At 67.4% G+C, this 13,588-nt stretch carries 17 protein-coding genes; 6 read left to right on the top strand and 11 right to left on the bottom strand.

What is annotated here, in order from left to right:
• Nucleotides 1–124: 124 nt before the first annotated feature.
• The 6 genes from apbC to ASG62_RS09705 form a co-directional block, all read right to left on the bottom strand.
• Nucleotides 125–1,321 carry an iron-sulfur cluster carrier protein ApbC gene (gene apbC, locus ASG62_RS09680; protein ID WP_056688403.1) on the bottom strand — a complete coding sequence of 399 codons (1,197 nt, stop codon included), beginning with the start codon at nt 1,319–1,321 and terminating at the stop codon, nt 125–127.
• 95 nt (nt 1,322–1,416) lie between these two features.
• A complete protein-coding gene (locus tag ASG62_RS09685) occupies nt 1,417–1,776 on the bottom strand; it encodes a hypothetical protein (protein WP_056688406.1) in 360 nt (119 codons plus the stop codon).
• Nucleotides 1,777–1,854: 78 nt separating this feature from the next.
• Nucleotides 1,855–2,136 carry a hypothetical protein gene (locus tag ASG62_RS09690; protein WP_056688408.1) on the bottom strand — a complete coding sequence of 94 codons (282 nt, stop codon included), beginning with the start codon at nt 2,134–2,136 and terminating at the stop codon, nt 1,855–1,857.
• A gap of 166 nt (nt 2,137–2,302) precedes the next feature.
• Complete coding sequence (locus tag ASG62_RS09695; protein WP_056688411.1) at nt 2,303–2,593, bottom strand: hypothetical protein; 291 nt, start codon at nt 2,591–2,593, stop codon at nt 2,303–2,305.
• 187 nt (nt 2,594–2,780) lie between these two features.
• Entirely contained in the window at nt 2,781–3,752 is a 972-nt protein-coding gene (locus ASG62_RS09700; protein ID WP_056688414.1) for a sensor histidine kinase, read from the bottom strand.
• A 326-nt stretch (nt 3,753–4,078) separates the two neighbouring features.
• Nucleotides 4,079–4,873, bottom strand: coding sequence for a response regulator (locus ASG62_RS09705; protein WP_056688417.1), 795 nt, complete (start codon nt 4,871–4,873; stop codon nt 4,079–4,081).
• 357 nt (nt 4,874–5,230) lie between these two features.
• Between ASG62_RS09705 and ASG62_RS09710 the strand changes: the two genes are divergently transcribed.
• The 6 genes from ASG62_RS09710 to ASG62_RS09735 all read left to right on the top strand — a co-directional run bounded on the left by ASG62_RS09710 (nt 5,231) and on the right by ASG62_RS09735 (nt 7,715).
• On the top strand, nt 5,231–5,413 hold the full coding sequence (locus ASG62_RS09710) for a NepR family anti-sigma factor (RefSeq protein WP_082536928.1): 183 nt from the start codon (nt 5,231–5,233) through the stop codon (nt 5,411–5,413).
• A 16-nt stretch (nt 5,414–5,429) separates the two neighbouring features.
• Nucleotides 5,430–5,981 (top strand): sigma-70 family RNA polymerase sigma factor, encoded by a 552-nt coding sequence (locus ASG62_RS09715; RefSeq protein ID WP_413814196.1) that lies wholly within the window; start codon nt 5,430–5,432, stop codon nt 5,979–5,981.
• Between the two features lie 169 nt (nt 5,982–6,150).
• A complete protein-coding gene (locus ASG62_RS09720; RefSeq protein ID WP_056688425.1) occupies nt 6,151–6,498 on the top strand; it encodes a DUF883 family protein in 348 nt (115 codons plus the stop codon).
• Between the two features lie 19 nt (nt 6,499–6,517).
• A complete protein-coding gene (locus tag ASG62_RS09725; protein WP_156382043.1) occupies nt 6,518–6,937 on the top strand; it encodes a hypothetical protein in 420 nt (139 codons plus the stop codon).
• A gap of 151 nt (nt 6,938–7,088) precedes the next feature.
• Nucleotides 7,089–7,340 carry a hypothetical protein gene (locus tag ASG62_RS09730; protein WP_056688431.1) on the top strand — a complete coding sequence of 84 codons (252 nt, stop codon included), beginning with the start codon at nt 7,089–7,091 and terminating at the stop codon, nt 7,338–7,340.
• Between the two features lie 45 nt (nt 7,341–7,385).
• A complete protein-coding gene (locus ASG62_RS09735; RefSeq protein WP_056688434.1) occupies nt 7,386–7,715 on the top strand; it encodes a hypothetical protein in 330 nt (109 codons plus the stop codon).
• 91 nt (nt 7,716–7,806) lie between these two features.
• Here ASG62_RS09735 and ASG62_RS09740 read toward each other — a convergent pair whose 3' ends face one another.
• The 5 genes from ASG62_RS09740 to mepA form a co-directional block, all read right to left on the bottom strand.
• On the bottom strand, nt 7,807–8,427 hold the full coding sequence (locus tag ASG62_RS09740; protein ID WP_056688436.1) for a 2,3-bisphosphoglycerate-dependent phosphoglycerate mutase: 621 nt from the start codon (nt 8,425–8,427) through the stop codon (nt 7,807–7,809).
• 192 nt (nt 8,428–8,619) lie between these two features.
• Nucleotides 8,620–9,417 carry a 4-hydroxy-tetrahydrodipicolinate reductase gene (dapB, locus tag ASG62_RS09745; protein WP_056688439.1) on the bottom strand — a complete coding sequence of 266 codons (798 nt, stop codon included), beginning with the start codon at nt 9,415–9,417 and terminating at the stop codon, nt 8,620–8,622.
• 35 nt (nt 9,418–9,452) lie between these two features.
• Nucleotides 9,453–11,258 (bottom strand): ABC transporter ATP-binding protein, encoded by a 1,806-nt coding sequence (locus ASG62_RS09750; RefSeq protein WP_056688442.1) that lies wholly within the window; start codon nt 11,256–11,258, stop codon nt 9,453–9,455.
• A 126-nt stretch (nt 11,259–11,384) separates the two neighbouring features.
• Nucleotides 11,385–12,410, bottom strand: a complete 1,026-nt coding sequence (locus ASG62_RS09755) for a glucokinase (RefSeq protein ID WP_056688445.1) — start codon at nt 12,408–12,410, stop codon at nt 11,385–11,387.
• A gap of 105 nt (nt 12,411–12,515) precedes the next feature.
• Nucleotides 12,516–13,583, bottom strand: coding sequence for a penicillin-insensitive murein endopeptidase (mepA, locus tag ASG62_RS09760; RefSeq protein WP_056688448.1), 1,068 nt, complete (start codon nt 13,581–13,583; stop codon nt 12,516–12,518).
• Between the last annotated feature and the right edge of the window lie 5 nt (nt 13,584–13,588).

Genomic DNA, 13,588 nt, shown 5'->3' on the forward strand with positions numbered 1-13,588 from the left:
GCCGCATCCGATAACGTTCTGGAATGCCATGCAAGCTATTTTTTGATCAATTCACCGACCTGCCCTTTCGCACTGCAACCGATCATCCGGCCAAAGCGCGTCCTGACGCTAAGTCAGAATTACATTAGCTCTCGAACACGATCTTCGGCCCCTCGCCTCGAGCGGTCGCCGCATCGGCGATGCTCTCCAGCGCCCGTTCGGCGATGCGCCGAAAGATGCCGGCATGGACGCCGTCCGGCTCTGCCGCGACGACGGGACGGCCGGCATCGGACGTCTCGCGGATCGTCATGTGAAGCGGCACCTCGCCGAGGAAGGGCACGCCCAGCCTCTCGGCCTCCGCCCGCGCGCCGCCATGGCCGAAGATGTCGGACCGCGTCCCGCATTCGGGGCAGAGGAAGTAGCTCATGTTCTCGACGATGCCGAGCACGGGGACCTCGACCTTGCGGAACATGGCGAGCCCCTTGCGCGCGTCGAGCAGCGCCAGATCCTGCGGCGTCGAGACGATGACGGCGCCGGCGAGCGGCACCTGCTGGGCCATGGTCAGCTGCGCGTCGCCCGTGCCGGGCGGCATGTCGACGACGAGGACGTCGAGCTTGCCCCACTCGACCTCGCGCAGCATCTGCGTCAGCGCCGACATGACCATCGGCCCGCGCCAGATCATCGGCGTCTCCTCCTCCACGAGAAAGCCCATGGACATGGCCTTCAGGCCGAAGGCCTCCAGCGGCACCATGGTGCGGCCGTTCACCGTTTCGGGCCGGCCCTTCAGGCCGAGGAGGCGGGGCACGGAGGGACCGTAGATATCGGCATCGAGCAGCCCGACCTTCAGGCCGAGCGCCTGGAGACCGAGCGCGAAGTTCACCGCCGTCGTCGACTTGCCGACGCCGCCCTTGCCGGAGGCGACCGCGACGATCTTGTCGATGCCGGGCACGCCGGGCCTGCCGCTGCCGGCGCGGGGCCCCGGCGCTGCCGGCGCGGCCGGGCGGGCGGGATGATGATGCGGATGGGGATGGGCGTGCGAATGCGCAGCGGGGGCCGGCCGCGGGGCGGGACGCTGGGGAGCCGACCCCGCCGCGCGCTCCGCCGTCAGCGCCACCATGGCGGCGGTGATGCCGGGCACGCCCGCCACGCGGCGCTCGACCTCCTTGCGGAACGGTTCGAAGCGCTCGGCCGCCTCGGCCGGCACGGTCAGCGAGAAGAAGGCCTTCCCGTCCGCGATGAAGATGTCCGAGACCAGCCCGCGCGCGACCACGTCGCCCGCGCCATCCGGCGCCGGCATTTCGCGCAGCAGGGCCAGGATCGCGTTTTTCGCAGCGTCGCTCATGTCGGTCTCTCCTGCCGGCCGGTGGATCGGGTGCCGCCCGGCGCGAGGGATAGCCCCGTCGCGACCCTCGCGCAAATCGGCGGCAGCCTTGCCCGTCAGAGCTTGGGTTTCAATCCGTCGGAGCCCTCGGGGCAAGTCGCGCGAAACCGGCGGCCCGACGCGTCCTGCCAGATGCAGGAGCCGGGATTGGCAGCGGCCGCGCCGACGAGACGGGAGTCCGGGCCGACGGCGGGATCGGCAAGGCGCCCTTCCGTGAAGGGGCGCACCGGCGCGCCGGTGATGCCGAAGACCGCGCCGAAGACCGGCGGAAGATTGTCCCGGCTGGCGCAGCCCGCCATCGCGACCATCGCCAAGCCCGCGAGGCCCAGGCCGAGGGCCCGCCCCGGTCCACCCGTCCGCTCGCAGCTTTCGCGCCTCCCGAGGAGGACGATCTCGGAACGGCTTTTCTCGGGCATGTCGTTTTTCCCTCGGCCACAAAAAAGGCACCGCCCTTCGGCGATGCCTCTTTCGTCATAAGATTGGAAGCAAGAAGCTTACGGGCAAGCCGCCACGTACCGCTCGCCGGTGCGCTGATCGCGATAGATGCAGTCGCCGCTCTGCGAACGGCCGATCACATTGCCCGCGATCGCGCCGGCACCTGCGCCGAGCGCGCCGCCGATCAGAGCACCCTTGGCATTGCCGGAGACGCCCGCACCGATCGCCGCGCCGCCGAGACCGCCGATCAGCGCTCCCGTGCCCGTCGAACGATCCGTCTGCGTGCAACCCGCCGAAACCAGCGTCAGGCCGATCAGGCCCCCCATCATCAATTTTCTCATCGACCATACGCCTTTAAATTCGTTCGTCCCGCCACCCAACTCTCCGGAAGGGGGAAGGTTCCACGATGCGCGACCATTTCTTGCGGAATTATGTCTGCGGACGATTATCGGAAGGGAGGCCGGCACGAGGCGGCCAGCCGTGAAGAGGCGATGCGGCGTGCATCCTTTAGCGGGCGGCGACGACCTGCGGCTCGGCTTCGAAGGTGACGATGAGCTTGCCGGAACGGCTGATGGACCAGTCGATCGTCGCGGACTGCTCGAAGGCCTCCTCGTCGATCTCCTTGCAGGCGCCGTAGACACGCTCCTGGCCGGCGCCGCCGAGGCGGATCTGGATCGCGAGTTCACGATCGCACTCGGCCACGTTTTCGTAGGCTGCGACGGGGACCGGAATTTCCTGGCAGGTGGTGGCGTCGGCATTGCATCCGACCAGCAACATGAACGCAGCGATGTGTTCCATGGAAGCCTCTCCTTTGGAAACACAATGGCCTGCTGCCCTCAAAGTTCCCTTAAGACAACACCGCCAAATCACACCTGCGTGACATCGAGCGTTTTACACCGTTCTTAAAGAGAGCTTATCGATGCGCTCCGCCACCGGTTTCAGCGGCCGAAGCGACCCATCCGGGCCAGCGGAAGACCGCGCGGTCTCAGACGCGCGCGGCGGTCGTCTCGAACTGCGAGTCGGGGATGAGCAGGCGGTAACGGATACCCTCCGGCCGGTACTCCAGCGACGCCTCGCCGCCGACCGAATTCGGCACGATCCGCTCCAGCGTGGACGTGCCGAAGCGCGCATCGTTCTCGCCCCGCACGCGGGGACCGTCGCGCTCCTGCCAGACCAGTTGAAGAAACCGGTCCTCGCCCTTCGTGACGAAGCGGGAGTCGATCGTCACCTGTCCGCCCGGCACGGACAGCGACCCATAGGACGCGGCGTTGACCGCGAGTTCGTGAAGGGCAAGGCCGACATGGAGCGAGGCGGTCGGCGACAGATAGACGTCCGGCCCGTCGAACCGCACCTGACCCATTCCGTCCGGCGCATAGCGCTCGACCTGCATGACGATGAGGCTGCCGAGATCGGCGCCCCGCCAGTCGGCATCGGTGACGATGTCCTGCGAGAAGGAGAGCGACTGGATGCGGCCGCGAAAGCGGACGAGGAATTCCGGGACCGTCACCGAATGGCGCGCGGTCTGGCTGGCAAGACTCTGGATGATGGCGAGGAGATTCTTCGAGCGGTGCGACAGTTCGCGAAGAAGCGTCTTCAGCGTCTCCTCTCGGCGCTTCTGCTCGGTAATCTCGAAGGAGGAGCCGATGATACCGACGATCTCTTTCGCTTCGTTGCGGTCGACATCGACCCTGACGTCGAACCAGCGCGTCGCGGAGCCCGACGTCATGGTCAGCTCGAAGCGCGCGGGCTGGCCCGTCTCCAGAACCTCCTGCTTCACCGCCATGGAACGTTCGACGACCGCGCCCGACAGGACGTCGGACTCCGTCTTGCCGGTGGCGGATTCGCTGAGCCAGGAATCGCCGGGATTGAACACCCAGAGATAACGGAGACTTCGATCCTGCGCGAAGATCGTCATCTCGGTATTGGCAAGCGCCTTGAGAGCCTTGAACGCGACCATGTGCAGACGCTCGAACCGTTAATTGACGACCACCGTTGGTCCAGCCTACGTCCGCCGAGCCGGCGGCTCGCTTGATTCCGGAACTCCCTCGCCGAGCTTATGAGGGTCTTCGAAGGCCGCCCGCGATCCCCTCATGGTCCAGCGGATCGGATCGGGCCTTCTCGGCCCCATCGGCCTTCGGCATCGCGACGAATTGTGCGATGCCGAAGACTGCGACCGCCAGCAAAACGGCGGCTTGAGGGAGAAGTTCCAGCCGGACCCGGCAGGAAGGTCGAGGGATCGGACGCTCGGCCGATACCCCCTGCCCGCCCGCTGGAAACGGCCGATCAGGCCGCGACCTTGTTGTCGGACTCGAAGAACAGCGCCTGACTGATCAGAGCCTTCACCATGTCGGGGTTGAACGGCTTGGTGACGAGGAAGGTCGGCTCCGGCCGCTCGCCCGTCAGAAGCCGCTCGGGGAAGGCGGTGATGAAGATCACCGGCACCGAGACCTTGGCCAGGATGTCGTTGACGGCATCGATGCCGGACGAGCCGTCGGCAAGCTGGATGTCGGCAAGGACCATGCCCGGCTTCTGCTGCTCGAACAGCGCCATGGCCTCCTTGTGGGTGCGGGCGATACCGGTGACGCTGTGGCCGAGGCTCTCGACCATCTGCTCGATATCCATCGCGATCAGCGGCTCGTCCTCGATGATCATGATCTGGGTCGAGACCTGACGGCCGATGTCGACGCTGGCCTGATCGATCAGCGAGGAGAACTCGGCCTCCGAGACCGAAAGGATCGAGGCGGCCTCGTTGGTCGTGAAACCTTCGACGGCGACGAGAAGGAAGGCCTGACGCGGCAGGGGAGAAATGCCGCGGAGATTGCGCGAGGTCCGCTCCTCCCAGGCCGAGACCGGCGCATCCTCGCGGATGTTCACCTCGACGGACTGCCAGAGCGAGGAGAAGAGCCGGTAGAGCGACAGGCGCGGGCTCTCGTCGGGATCGAAGAGCGAGGGATCGGCGATCAGCGTCTCGAGCACGGCTGCGACATAAGCGTCGCCGCTGGCTTGGGAACCGCTGAGAGCGCGAGCATAGCGTCTGAGATAGGGAATATGGGGCGCTATGCGCGACGACATCGACATGAATTCTCCCCTCGTGTCGAACTGGAACTGATGCGAGACGAACGACCCGGCAACGCATGTCATACCCGAAAGTTCCCGGCACGGGAACCTTTCCCGGCGTGATGGGTTCTCGTCATTCTAGATAAGGCGCGCGTGCGGCAGGCCTAGGGCGCGCCGGAACCATTCCGGACCGAATAGATTCGGGCCGAATCGACGGCGCTCGACGAACAGCGTCACGCGTCGGCCTTGTTGAATTGCTTCCGCCTCACATGTTGAGATGAACGGGACGGATGGCGGCTTAGAGCCGCGACCCATCCCTGGGGCGGATCGAGAGTGGCGTGAGGGTTGATGGCAGACCGCAAGAACGAGGACGTTCCCTTGGACCACGCACATGGCACCACGGCCGGCCCGACGGCCGATCTCGGCGCGAACACGGCCATCGGCAAGAAGCTGAAGGCCTATTACGACGATTTTGCGAGCGAGCCGGTGCCCGACCGCTTTCTCTCGCTTCTGGACGCTCTCGATGCCGCGGAGTCCGCCAAGCGGACCGAGCGGTCCTGAGGAGGCGATGACGCCCATGAACCAGGACCCCGACTTCCGTCGCGAACTCATCTCCATCATTCCCAATCTGCGCGCCTTCGCGGCCTCGCTCTCGGGCTCGTTCGACCGCGCGGACGATCTCGTCCAGGAAACGCTGGTCAAGGCCTGGGACAAGCAGCACACGTTCCAGCCGGGCACCAATCTGAAGGCCTGGCTCTTCACGATCCTGCGCAACGAGTTCTACACGCAGATGCGCAAGAAGGGCCGCGAGGTCCAGGATGTCGACGGCATCCACGCCATGCAGCTGGCCGGCCATCCCGAGCAGCACGGGCATCTCGACCTTCAGGACTTCCGCCGGGCGCTCGACCAGCTGCCGGACGACCAGCGCGAGGCGCTGATCTTGATCGGGGCCTCGGGGTTTTCCTACGAGGAGGCCGCCGAGATCTGCAAATGCGCGGTCGGCACGATCAAGAGCCGCGTCTCGCGTGCCCGCTCGCGCATCGCGGACGTACTCGGCATCGAGGGCGACGGCGAATACGGACCCGACTCGATCTCCTCGCAGATCATCGGGCTGACGCCCGCGGCCTGACGGCCCAACGCCTCCGGGCGAAACGCTCCTGCGTGATGGTTCTGCCGTTTGCGACGAATCACCGGACACGGTGGAACCTCGGCTCCGCCGGTTCATTTGAGAAGCGCGTCGGGAAGGGCCGGACAAATGGCCCTTTCCCTTGTTCCATACCCACTCGCGAGGTCGAGCCATGTCCGAATCCACGTCGAACGACTACACGTCGAACTCCGATCCGCTCGGGTCCGGCCGCTCGACCGATAAGGATCTCGAAGTCCAGGTTTCGCGTCTTCGCGAAGACGTCGCCGGTGTCGCGGAAGCTTTGAAGGCGCTCGCGACCGATCGCGCCGACGGCGCCAAGCGTCAGGCCTACGCGCTGCGCGACGACGTTCGCGACCGCGGCGAGCGCTACCTGCAGCAGGCGCAGGAAGCGGCTTCCGAGTTCGAGTCGGAAGTGTCGGAGCGCGTTCGCGCCGAGCCGATCAAGGCGGTGCTGATCGCGGCCGCCGCCGGATATCTCTACGCTCGCCTCTTCCGCTAAGATGGTGCTGGCGCTGATCATGCGCCTCTTCACGGGCGAGGCGGGCATCATGCTCGCCCGCCTGAAGAGGCTCGCCGGCCTCTATGCCCTCATGGCCATTCTTATTCTGGTCATGCTGGCATTTCTTCTGATCGCCCTCTTCGCCTGGGTGGCGTCCCACCTCGGCGTCATCGAGGCGGCCCTCATCTTCGCGGGCGTGACGTTCCTCTTCGTCGTCGTGACCTTCGTTCTCGCGAAACTCGCGGGACGAAAGCCGGCGAACCGTGCGGACGACCGCCTGCAGCGCGACATCGCCTCGATCGCCGGCGTCACCGCGCTGACCAACGCGCCGCAGATCTACCGTGTCCTGAAGCAGCGCCGCGGCCTTCTGGTCGTTCCGGCTGCCGCCGCCGGCCTTGCCAGCCTCTACGCCATTCTGACGATGCTCCGGCGCCGCTGAACGGCACCTCCCCTGCCGCCGTTTTCAGGCCCAACCGCTCCTCGTCCTCGTGGGCGCGGCGGATCGCCCGGCAGCGGGAACCTTCCCGCCTATTTCTTGTTGCCTCTTCAATTCAAGCGCTCCGGCGCCGTTCTCCTTCAGGAGTTTTCTCATGGCCCCCCGTCTCGACGCCCAGGACGCCCGGCAGGGCAAGAAGGGCACGCCGGTTCTGCGCGTTCTCATCATCGCGCTCGTCCTCGCCGTCATCGCCTTCATCGGCATGCAGATCTACGGCGGCATGCAGCCGAACGAGAACATTCCGGGCGCGCAGGTCGGCGGCGACACGTCTCCCGCAACGGCGCCTGCGACGACCGGCACCACGGGCACGACCGTCACACCGGGCGCGGCCACCACGAATCCCTGATCGAGGCTTCGATCGACCGGTTCAACATCCACGGGAGGCATCGACATGAGCCAGCTTCACGGACGAGGTCTGGAACATGAGGACGTTTCCGCGACGGGCGGGGCGTCCTGGCAGAAACCGGCAGCGGCCGACGACATCGTCGATCCGATCGACGTCGGCTCGGGAACGATCGGCGATAGCGATCTGGACCGTGAGCAGACGGAAGAGGAAGCCGAGGACGTGCCGCTCGACGTGAAGATCACTGACGCCTTGTCGATGCTGGCCGATGGCGGGCACGATTACGGGGCGAGGCCGATCGTCGAGGAGGAGCCCGACAACGATCTCGACGCGGGCGACGACGTCATCGAAATCGACGAGAGCAGCAAGGACGCCTAAGTCTCGGCTTTTCGGATCGATCATGAAAAACGCCCGGGCCTTGCGGTCCGGGCGTTTTCGTATGCGGACTTCGAGTACGGTCCGGGCGGGATCAGCCGTGCAGGATTTCCTTCTCGTGGACGGTCGAGTCGCTGTTGAGGCGGTAGACGAGAGGCACGCCCGTATCGATCTCGCGCGCCACGATATCCTCGGGCGAGAGGCCCTCCAGCGCCATGACGAGCGCGCGCAGCGAATTGCCGTGGGCCGCGACGATGACGTTGTCGCCGGACAGGACCTTCGGCAGGATGCGGTGGATGAAATAGGGCCAGACGCGCGCGCCCGTGTCCTTCAGGCTCTCGCCGCCGGGAGGGGCGATATCGTAGGAGCGGCGCCAGATATGGACCTGATCCTCGCCCCACTTGGCGCGGGCATCGTCCTTGTTGAGGCCGGACAGTTCGCCATAGTCGCGCTCGTTCAGCGCCTTGTCGCGGATCGTGTGGATTCCGACCTGGCCCTGCTCGTTGAGAAGGAGCTGAAGCGTGCGCTGGGCGCGGAAGAGCTCGCTCGTGAAGGCGGTGCCGAAGTGGAGACCCGAGGCCTTGATCAGGCGTCCGGCGCGGCGCGCCTCTTCGACGCCCTTCTCCGTGAGGTCGGGGTCCTTCCATCCCGTGAAGAGGTTCTGAAGGTTCCATTCGCTCTGTCCATGACGGACGAGGACGAGGGTGCGGGTCATGTGCTCTTCTCCGAGGCGCCGACGAACGATCGCGCCGGTGTGAACCAAGTCGATCGGATTGAAAAGCCGTTATACCGATAAGCCCTTGCATCGACCTGTCCCGCTGAGGACCCGGCTCGGCATGCGCGCATCGGGGCGATCGGGCGCCGATCCTCCTCTCCCGCTGCGCCGGAAGCGTTTCGGCGCGGCGGCCTACGACAGGCCGAGCACGTCCTGCATCGAGTAGAGGCCGGGCTCGCGGCCTCGCGCCCAGAGCGCCGCCCGCAGCGCGCCGCGCGCGAAGATCGAGCGGTCCTCGGCGCGGTGCGACAGCTCGATGCGCTCGCCGTCGCCGGCGAGGATCACCTGATGGTCGCCGACGACGGAGCCGCCGCGCAGCGTCGCGAAGCCGATCGTGTTCTCCGGCCGCGCGCCCGTATGCCCGTCGCGCACGCGCACGGACGCGTTCTCCAGCGAGACGCCCCGGCCTTCGGCCGCCGCCTTGCCGAGCAGGAGCGCGGTGCCGGAGGGCGCATCGACCTTGTGGCGGTGGTGCATTTCCAAGACCTCGATATCGAAGGCCTCGCCCGGCAGGGCGCGGGCGGCGAGCTTGACGAGGCCGGCGAGAAGATTGACGCCGAGGCTCATATTGCCGGACTTCACGATGCAGGCTCCGCCGGCGGCCGCGGCCGCGATGGCGGCGTCGTCCTCGGGCGTGCAGCCGGTCGTGCCGATGACGTGGACGAGGCCGAGCCGCGCTACGCGCTCGGCCAGGGCGACGGTCGCGGCGGGGGCCGTGAAGTCGATCACGCCGTCCGCGCCCTCGAGCGCGGCCTCGATGTCGTCGGTGATCGCGATCGAGCCGTCCGCGACGCGCGTGCCGAGCGCGGCCGATCCGGCGCGCTCGACCGCCGCCTTCAGCCGCAAGCCCGGCGTCTCGGCGATCGCGGCGATGAGCGTGCGGCCCATCCGGCCGCCCGCGCCCATGACGACCAAGCCCATCTCGTCCATCGTTTCCGTCCTTCGTCTGGAAACGGCGCCGCCGGTCAGGCGGGCGTCGTCGTTGCGTCCGCCGCCGCGGCGAATTCGTTGAGCCCGTGGAAGCGCGCGTAGAGACCGCCGGTGCGCGCGATGAGGTCGCGATGCGTGCCGGTCTCCGCGATCCGCCCGCCCTCCATGACGAGGATCTGGTCGGCATTGACCACGGTCGAGAGGCGATGCGCGACGACGATGACGGTGCGGTCCTTCATCACCTCGTCGAGAGCGGCCTGGACCAGCGTCTCCGACCGCGTATCCAGCGCCGAGGTCGCCTCGTCGAGAAGGAGGATCGGGGCATCGCGAACGAGCGCGCGGGCGATGGACAGGCGCTGGCGCTGACCGCCGGACAGGCTGGCGCCGTTCTCGCCCAGCGGCGTGTCGAAGCCCTGCGGCTGGGCGAGGATGAACTCGGACGCCTGCGCCAGACGCGCGGCCTCCTCGACCTCGGCGTCGCTCGCGTCCGGCCGACCGAAGCGGATGTTGTCGCGGATCGTGCCCTCGAAGAGATAGGGCTGCTGCGAAACATAGGCGATCTGCGAGCGCAGCGAGCGCTTGGTGACGCGGGTGATGTCCTGCCCGTCGACGAGGATGCGCCCGGCACCGACGTCGTAGAAGCGCTGGATCAGCGAGATGATCGTGGACTTGCCGCCGCCGGAGCCGCCGACCAGCGCGGTCGTCCGCCCCGCCGGGGCGCGGAAGGAGACGCTCCTGAGAACGGGCTCGCCCGCGTGATAGGAAAAATCGACGGCGTCGAAGACGATCTCGCCACCCGCCACCTTCAGAGCGCGCCCCTCCGCGTCGTCGGCCTGGCGGGGCGCCAGATCCAGCACCTCGTAGATCATCTGCGCGTTGACCAGCGCGCGCTCGAGCTGCACCTGCAGCTTGGCGAGGCGCCGGGCGGGATCGTAAGCGAGAAGCAGTGCGGTGATGAAAGCGAACATCGAGCCCGGCGAATAGCCGTACATGATGGCGCGATAGCCGGAATAGCCGATGACGGCGGCGACGGCGAGGCCGGCGACGGCCTCCATCACGGGCCCCGAGCGCTCGGTGATGATGGCGATCCGGTTCGAACGCTCCTCGGCCGCGAGAATCAGCGTCTCCAGACGCTGGCGCAGCACCTCCTCCATGGTGAAGGCCTTCACCACGGTGATGCCCTGCGCCGTCTCCTGCATGGCGCCGAGGACGCGGGCGTTGAGATCGATCGACTGCCGGGTGGCCACGCGCAGCTTGCGGGCGAGGCTGGAGATCATCAGGGCGACGGGCGGGCCGGCGAGAAGCGCGATCGCCGAGAGGACGGGGTCCTGCCAGATCATGACGCCGACGAGGAAGATCAGGGTCAGGAGGTCCCGCGCGATCGAGGTGATCGTGAGGTTCAGCGTGTCGCGGATGCCGGAGACGTTCTGGTTGATGCGGGCGGCCAGATGCGCGGAGCGGTTCTCGGCGAAGAAGTCGACGGAGAGCTCCGTCAGATGCGCGAAGAGGCGGCGCTGGTAACGCGCCACGATGTTGTTGCCGATGCGCGACAGGATGACGCCCTGCCCGTAGGTGGTGAAGCCGCGCAGGAGGAAGGCGCCGAACACGGCCAGCGGCAGCGTCACCAGAAGCGCGCGGTTCTGCTGGACGAAGATCTCGTCGATCACGTCGCGCATGATCCAGGCGAGGAAGGCCGTGGCGGCCGAGCCGAGCACGAGGCAGACGACCGCCGCCGCATAGGCGCCGAAATAGTCGCGCCCGTTCTCGGCGAAGACCCGGCGGAGCAGGCCGACGACGAGCCCGCGCTCGCGCGGCAGAGGCGGGGTCGGAAATTTCTTCAAAGGGTCCTGCGCCCGGTTGGTCGATCGAGAGGGGCTTTCACCCGCGCCCTATAGACCGCCCGGACCCGCCTGCCTATGGCGCGAAAGCCTCGCATGCCGGCAAGAAGCTTCGGCGGGAAGGACCGATCAGACCGTCCAGCGGCGGCCGGTCGTCTCGATGCCGAAGAAGCGGGGCGTGCGGGCGAAGGTGGCGAGCCCCGCCAGCGCCGCCAGCGGCTCGGTGATGACGTAGAGCGGCATGTCTCTCAGAAGCGCGCGATGGGGCGCCTTGTCTTCGAATGCCTCCCGCATCTCCGCCTGCCGGAGAATCGGGATGATGCGCTGGAAGATGCCGCCCGCGATGTAGACGCCGCCGCGCGCCATGAAGATCAGGCCGAGATCGCCGGCGACGCGCCCGAGATAGGTGGCGAAGAGGTCGACCGCCTCGCCGGCATGGACGTCCTTCTTGCCGATCGCGGCATCCGTCACCTCGGCGGGCGTCGTGAAGACCGGCTCTGCGCCCTCGGCACGGCAGACCGCGTCGTAGACGTTGACGAGACCGCGGCCGCTGAGGACCTCCTCGGCCGAAACGCGGCCCTCGATCGTGCGAAGATGGGGCCAGATCGCGCGGTCGCGATCCGTGCGGGGTCCGAGATCGATATGGCCGCCCTCACCCGCCACGGGAATCCACATCTTGCGGGCGCGCACGAGGCCGGCGACGCCGAGGCCCGTTCCGGGGCCGACCACGACGCGGCTCGCGCCCTCGACCGCCGTGCCGCCGCCGATCTTCTGGCGGGAGGCGTTCGGCAGGGAGGAGACGGCGAGCGCCTGCGCCTCGAAGTCGTTGAGGACGATGATCTCGCCGAGACCCAGCGTCTCCAGCATCTTCATCGGGCGCAGGACCCAGGGGCAGTTGGTCAGGTGGATTTCGTTGCCGTCGACCGGGCCGGCGACGGCGAGCACCGCCGATTTCGGCTGGACGGAGGTCTTGTCGAGGACGGAGAACTGGATCGCCTCGTCGATCGTGGCGAAATCCGCCGTCTGCACGATCGGAAAGCTCTTGGGGTCGGCGAAGGCGTCGATCAGGATCGCGAAGCGGGCATTGGTGCCCCCGATATCGCCGATGAGAATCGGGAACTTCAGCGCCTGCGTGCTGTCGAGCGTCTGGGACATGGCCTCACCCGCCGTTTCAATCGATTTGGACGGCTCTCGTTAGAGCATCGCACCCGGCAAAGTAAAGGCGATGCCGGGCGTTTGAAGGGCGGTTCCCGCGTGAATTTACTGTAACGGCCGAGAGCCCGGGATCGGCACGGCCGCGGGCGGCACGGGTGCGAAGCTGGAGCGCAGGGGCGAGGGTGTCTGCGCCATGGCGGGCATCGCCTGCGGAGCCTCGGGCGGGACCTCGGAGTCGGAGGGGGCCATCTCCTGCGGCGGCGACGCGCGACGCGCGGCGACGGCCGTGCCGCCGTCCCTGGCGGGCGCGGCGAGAACGCTCCGGCAGGCGTTGGGCAGCGCGGCCATGGTCATGGGCGGGCGGGGCTTCGGCGGCTTGGCGCCGGGCTTCGGCGGCTTCAGCGCGACGTTGAACCACCAGTCGAGATCGCAGCCCTCCGCGCCGCCGGTCGATTCCTGCGGCTCGCAGCCGCTTTCGCCGGGCTGGCAATACATGCGGACGTGGAAGTGGTAGTCGTGCCCGTACATCGGGCGCACCTTGTTCAGCCACTTGCGGTCGCCCGTGGCGGTCTTGCAGAGCTTCTCCTTGATGCCGGGATTGACGAAGATGCGCTGCACCTCCGGCGAACGGGCGGCGGTGCGGATGAGCTTCAGCATTTCCGGCCGCCAGCGGCGCTCGTCCACATGCTTGGTGCGCGGGTCGATGACCGAGGGCAGGTCCATGTTGTCGCGCTCGTCGTCGGTGAGACGGCGGTTCGGCATTTCGGTGAGGTAGATATCGGCGTCGAGGCCGATCTGGTGGGAGGCGTGGCCGTTCTTCATCGGCCCGCCGCGCGGCTGCGCCATGTCGCCGAAGAGAAGCCCGCGCCAATTGTCCTCGGCGGCCGCCTCCCGCGACAGACGCTGGAGGAAGGCGATGAGGGCGGGATGGCCCCAGGCGCGGTTGCGCGAGGGCTTCATGACCTGCCAGGTCTCGCCGTTCTTCGGCATGCCGACGCCGCCGGCAAGGCACCCGTGCGAATAGAAGCCGTAGGCCTCCGAGCCTTGCGCGGAGGGCTGCGTCTTGGCGCCGAAGAGATCGCGCGCCGCCGTCTCGGCCTTCACGGGCAGGGTCGCGGCAAGCGCTAGGAAGGCGGCAAGCGCCGCGATGCGGCTCGGTCTGTCGAACATCATGGGCA

It is taken from the genome of Aureimonas sp. Leaf427 (genome assembly GCF_001425485.1).
In the GTDB taxonomy this organism is placed as follows: Bacteria; Pseudomonadota; Alphaproteobacteria; order Rhizobiales; family Rhizobiaceae; genus Plantimonas.

What these genes read in the sequence shown, in the direction of transcription:
- apbC (WP_056688403.1), bottom strand. Translation starts at nt 1,321, where the DNA reads ATGAGCGACGCTGCGAAAAACGCGATCCTGGCCCTGCTGCGCGAAATG.
- ASG62_RS09685 (WP_056688406.1), bottom strand. Translation starts at nt 1,776, where the DNA reads ATGCCCGAGAAAAGCCGTTCCGAGATCGTCCTCCTCGGGAGGCGCGAA.
- ASG62_RS09690 (WP_056688408.1), bottom strand. Translation starts at nt 2,136, where the DNA reads ATGAGAAAATTGATGATGGGGGGCCTGATCGGCCTGACGCTGGTTTCG.
- ASG62_RS09695 (WP_056688411.1), bottom strand. Translation starts at nt 2,593, where the DNA reads ATGGAACACATCGCTGCGTTCATGTTGCTGGTCGGATGCAATGCCGAC.
- ASG62_RS09700 (WP_056688414.1), bottom strand. Translation starts at nt 3,752, where the DNA reads ATGGTCGCGTTCAAGGCTCTCAAGGCGCTTGCCAATACCGAGATGACG.
- ASG62_RS09705 (WP_056688417.1), bottom strand. Translation starts at nt 4,873, where the DNA reads ATGTCGATGTCGTCGCGCATAGCGCCCCATATTCCCTATCTCAGACGC.
- ASG62_RS09715 (WP_413814196.1), top strand. Translation starts at nt 5,430, where the DNA reads ATGAACCAGGACCCCGACTTCCGTCGCGAACTCATCTCCATCATTCCC.
- ASG62_RS09720 (WP_056688425.1), top strand. Translation starts at nt 6,151, where the DNA reads ATGTCCGAATCCACGTCGAACGACTACACGTCGAACTCCGATCCGCTC.
- ASG62_RS09725 (WP_156382043.1), top strand. Translation starts at nt 6,518, where the DNA reads ATGCGCCTCTTCACGGGCGAGGCGGGCATCATGCTCGCCCGCCTGAAG.
- ASG62_RS09730 (WP_056688431.1), top strand. Translation starts at nt 7,089, where the DNA reads ATGGCCCCCCGTCTCGACGCCCAGGACGCCCGGCAGGGCAAGAAGGGC.
- ASG62_RS09735 (WP_056688434.1), top strand. Translation starts at nt 7,386, where the DNA reads ATGAGCCAGCTTCACGGACGAGGTCTGGAACATGAGGACGTTTCCGCG.
- ASG62_RS09740 (WP_056688436.1), bottom strand. Translation starts at nt 8,427, where the DNA reads ATGACCCGCACCCTCGTCCTCGTCCGTCATGGACAGAGCGAATGGAAC.
- dapB (WP_056688439.1), bottom strand. Translation starts at nt 9,417, where the DNA reads ATGGACGAGATGGGCTTGGTCGTCATGGGCGCGGGCGGCCGGATGGGC.
- ASG62_RS09755 (WP_056688445.1), bottom strand. Translation starts at nt 12,410, where the DNA reads ATGTCCCAGACGCTCGACAGCACGCAGGCGCTGAAGTTCCCGATTCTC.
- mepA (WP_056688448.1), bottom strand. Translation starts at nt 13,583, where the DNA reads ATGATGTTCGACAGACCGAGCCGCATCGCGGCGCTTGCCGCCTTCCTA.